The following is a 4,538-nucleotide window of genomic DNA, read 5'->3' as shown; positions in this document are numbered from 1 at the left end:
CTTTTATTTATTTTGAATAAAGATGAGTTTTTTAATGTTTTAAAAATAATAAGAAGGTGATTTTATGAAACATTCATATACTTTAATGCCTATAAAGATATTTATCTTATATATTTATAGAAAGGTATTCACTTTTTTAAAGAAAATAGAATATAGAGACCGTAATATATATATACCTTTAGGCTCCAACGTTGATAAAATGTCAATATTTGAAGGTGGTAATAAAATTGGGAATAAAACTTTTTTTAAAGGTAAATTGGGTTATGGTTCTTATATTGGTTCTAATTCTAATATTTCAGCTTCTGTTGGCAAATATTGTAGTATAGCTGATGATGTTAAGGTTATTTCTGGTATTCATCCAACTTCAAAATTTGTTTCTACTTCACCTGTTTTTTATTCTTTACAAAAGTCGACTAGTATTAAATATGTTACTGAGCAAAAGTTCTCTGAATATCGAAAAGTAAATGATTCTTTTGATATAATAATCGGGAATGACGTTTGTATTTCGACTGGGGTTCGTATTATTGGAGGGCTTATTATTGGTAATGGAGCCATCATTGGTACTAATGCTGTTATCACAAGAGATGTAGAACCTTATTCAATCGTGGGAGGTATTCCTGCGAAAGTGATAAATAAAAGGTTTACAGATGTGCAAATTAAATTTCTTGAAGAGTTAAAATGGTGGGATATGGGTGAGGAATGGTTAATTAACAATGTTGATTTATTTAGTGACATTGAAAAATTAATATCTCATCATTCCAAATTACCAGAATAAGAGAGTTAATTATATTTTAGTGTTTTTTATATAGATTAAATGGTTTTAAAATGCAGAAACCATTGATGATTCAATAAAAATATGTGCTAACGTAATTTTGTTTTTGTGTTTTGAATATTGGTATAGGTTGATTATTTTGAAAAAGAAAGTTGTAGTTTTTATTCATACGTTACAACATTATCGTGTGCCTATTTTTAATTTTTTAGGTGAAAAATGCGAATTAACTATTGTATGTGAGAATGCCGATAAGTTTTCAATTAGAGAGCTTAACTTTTCGCTTGTTCAATGTGAACTTAAGAAGTTTGGTCCTTTTTTAATTCATTATCAAAGTGCGGGAAAGTTAGCGAAATCTTCTGATGTTACTATTGGGTTATTTAATCTTCGTTGTTTAGATTTGCTAATGATGGCGATGAATCCTTTTCGAACATACAAATTTATTTTCTGGGGAATAGGAGTTAGTGCTTCATACACTAAGTCGTTTGATCAAGGTGGGGTGAGTGCTAAACTTCGTTTATACATGAGTAAATTTGCAGATGCTTTGATCTTTTACTCAAATTATCCCTTAGATAAATATCAAAAAATACGAGGCCGAGAATCTCTATTCGTTTCAAATAATACGGTAGCTAATCCTTATTATATACAGACTTCTGAGAATAGAAATCGTCTACTTTTTATTGGTACTTTATATCAGGAGAAAGGGGTCGACATGTTACTCTCTGAATATAGAAAAGCTTATAATACTCTAGGTGATGAGTTGTATTCTATTGATATTATTGGTGATGGAGAGGAACGGAATTCTCTTGAAAATAGCGTTAAAGAGATGGGTTTATCACATAAAATATTTTTCCATGGCGCTATTTATGACCAAGCAACCATAGCGTCTTTTTATCGAAATACGATTGCTTGTATATCTCCTCATCAGGCTGGTCTTTCTGTATTAACTAGCATGAGTAATGCGGTACCTTTTATTACATTTAAGTCCGCGATTACTGGTGGTGAAATTTTTAGTATTGAAAATAAGGCTACTGGGGTAATTTTAGAAACAGATGAATCACTGTCATCAGTTTTGATTGACATTAATCGTGACCCTAAAAAGTATGTAGATATGGGATTAAAGGCTCGTGAATTTTATGAATCTAAACGTTTACCTGAAATGATGGCCGATGGTATTTTTCAAGCAGTTAAATATGTGAGTCGTTAATGAAAATTACATTTTTGAAAGGTAGTAATTGTTACAGTCATGTAAGAGTAAGTAAATTCATTCGTTACTGCCAAGAGCGTCAATGGAATATTCGAGCTTTTTGTTGGTTGAGGAATGAATCTGTTAGAGATCATGAAGGAAGAGAAACCTATATATTGCAAGGTGGAGGCTTTGGTGGGCGTAAATTATTATTTTTTTACCCTCTTTGGATGCTGATGGTTTTTTTCAAATTTCTTTGTTACAAGCAAGAGAAAGATGAAATAATCTTTGCTATAGATTTCGATTCCGCTTTTCCTCTCTATTTGGCCAAAAAATTTAACCGTTCTCTTCGTTATATTTATGACATACATGACGAATTCGCTATTCGTTATCGCCTACCTAAAATAATAAAGCGGTTTATCCGTTGGCTTGATAGAAAAACCCGTAGTGCGGCAGAATTGACAATTCATGTTGATGATATTCGTGTATCAGAAATTGATGATGAATATATTGTGATTCACAATTCACCAGAAGATTTCTATCAAGAACGAATCGTGGACTTTAATGAACCGAATGAAAGAATATTTTGCATATCTGGTCTATTGACTGCCGGTAGGGGAATGACGTCATTAATAAATTTTGCTAAGTATAGTAATGCAAAATTTATTGTAGCTGGTGAGCTTGTAGATGATAGTGCAAAGGCTTTCGTAGCTTTACCAAACGTAGATTATCTTGGTTACATTTCACAGGCTGAGTTGTTTTGTAAAGTAACAGTTTGTGATGCTATATTCTCATTGTATGATCCATCCTTGGAGATTAATCGATTAGCGGCATCGAACAAACTTTATGATGCTATGATGCTTGGTATTCCGGTCATTACTAATCGTGGACTAGCAATGACTAATGTAGTGACAGATTTACAATGTGGCTTTGTTGTTCCATTTGATTATGATTCTAGCTGGAAAACGATACTTAATGTTAGTGTTAAGGATTATCAGCAAAAGGGACAGAATGGCCGCGCAGAGTATTTAACTAGTTTTTCTTATGAATCCAATTTTAAGAAAAAACTTGATGTGATTTTCCAACCTTATTTATAGAGTCAATTATGTTTTCAAATAAAGTTTTACTAATAACAGGTGGTACAGGCTCTTTTGGTAATGCTGTACTCGATCGTTTTTTAGAAACAGATATTAAAGAAGTACGTATTTTTTCTCGTGATGAGAAAAAACAAGATGATATGCGTAAGAAATACAATTCATCTAAGTTAAAGTTTTATATTGGTGATGTACGCGATTACAATTCGATTTTATCTGCGACTCGCGGTGTCGATTTTGTTTATCATGCTGCGGCACTTAAACAAGTACCGTCTTGTGAATTTCATCCAATGGAAGCGGTGAAAACGAATGTCTTAGGTACGGAAAATGTGCTTGAGGCATGTATAGCGAATGAAGTATCTCGCGTGGTATGTTTGAGTACAGATAAAGCAGTTTATCCAATTAATGCTATGGGTATATCAAAAGCGATGATGGAGAAGGTGATTGTTGCTAAATCACGTAATGTTGATCCTAGAAAAACGGTTATATCTGCAACTCGTTATGGGAACGTAATGGCTTCTCGTGGATCTGTTATTCCATTGTTTTTACGACAAATAATGAATGGCGATGCCATCACCATAACAGACCCTCATATGACACGTTTTATGATGACATTAAATGATGCTGTTGACTTGGTTTTACATGCATTCATTAATGGTGTGAATGGCGATATTTTTGTTCAAAAAGCACCAGCCGCTACTATTGATATCTTAGTACAAGCTTTAAAAGTTATTACATCAAAACCCGAGCATAAAGTTAATGTGATTGGCACCCGTCATGGTGAAAAATTGTATGAAGCTTTATGTAGCCGAGAAGAAATGTTTGTTGCTGAAGATCAAGGTGGATATTATCGTATACCTTCAGATAATCGAGATCTTAATTATTCACAATATGTAGAAGAAGGTGAGCAAGACTTAACTTCTATTGAAGATTATAATTCACACAATACAGATCGTTTAGATGTAGATGGTATGATTAAATTACTTCATAAATTAGATTTTATTGCTGATATTGAAGCTGGTAGCCTAATCGTTCCTGAAGGTGTGTAATGAAAATTCTTGTAACAGGCGCAAATGGCTTTATTGGCAAAAACCTCTGTTTACAACTAGAAGAGCAGGGCTTTACTGACATTGTTAAAATAGATCGTAGCAATTCAACCGAAGAGTTAAATGAAGCATTAAAATCGGTAGATTTTATTTATCATTTAGCGGGCATTAATCGCCCGAAAAATGATGATGAGTTTAAATTAGGAAATGCTGATTTAACGTCTCATATTATATCTAAGTTAGAAGAGTTGAATCGTACAACACCAATACTGTTAACTTCATCTATTCAGGCTGAGCAATCAAATGCTTACGGAGTGAGTAAAGCCTTAGCTGAAGATGTGCTGAATAACTATGCTAAGCATTCAGGAGCAAAAGTTTATATTTATCGATTGCCTAATGTTTTTGGTAAGTGGTGTCGTCCAAACTACAATTCTGTAGTAGCG

At 33.0% G+C, this 4,538-nt stretch carries 5 protein-coding genes; all 5 read left to right on the top strand.

The window, feature by feature from the left end; genetic code table 11:
• Window positions 1-64: 64 nt before the first annotated feature.
• Entirely contained in the window at window positions 65-775 is a 711-nt protein-coding gene (locus AACV33_RS21015; protein ID WP_182700629.1) for an antibiotic acetyltransferase, read from the top strand.
• A 136-nt stretch (window positions 776-911) separates the two neighbouring features.
• Window positions 912-1,976, top strand: a complete 1,065-nt coding sequence (locus tag AACV33_RS21010; protein WP_182700628.1) for a glycosyltransferase — start codon at window positions 912-914, stop codon at window positions 1,974-1,976.
• Window positions 1,976-3,052: a hypothetical protein gene (locus AACV33_RS21005; protein WP_182700627.1), complete on the top strand. Its 1,077-nt coding sequence runs from the start codon at window positions 1,976-1,978 to the stop codon at window positions 3,050-3,052. The genes AACV33_RS21010 and AACV33_RS21005 overlap by 1 nt, the downstream gene beginning before the upstream one ends.
• Before the next feature lie 8 nt (window positions 3,053-3,060).
• Window positions 3,061-4,098 (top strand): polysaccharide biosynthesis protein, encoded by a 1,038-nt coding sequence (locus tag AACV33_RS21000; RefSeq protein WP_182700626.1) that lies wholly within the window; start codon window positions 3,061-3,063, stop codon window positions 4,096-4,098.
• Window positions 4,098-4,538, top strand: a 441-nt coding sequence (locus tag AACV33_RS20995; protein WP_182700625.1) for an NAD-dependent epimerase/dehydratase family protein, incomplete at its 3' end; no start/stop codon positions are given. The genes AACV33_RS21000 and AACV33_RS20995, both read left to right, overlap by 1 nt.

The organism is Aliivibrio sp. SR45-2 (genome assembly GCF_963890165.1).
Lineage (GTDB): Bacteria > Pseudomonadota > Gammaproteobacteria > Enterobacterales > Vibrionaceae > Aliivibrio > Aliivibrio salmonicida.
This window is presented reverse-complemented; position numbering and strand designations above follow the sequence as displayed.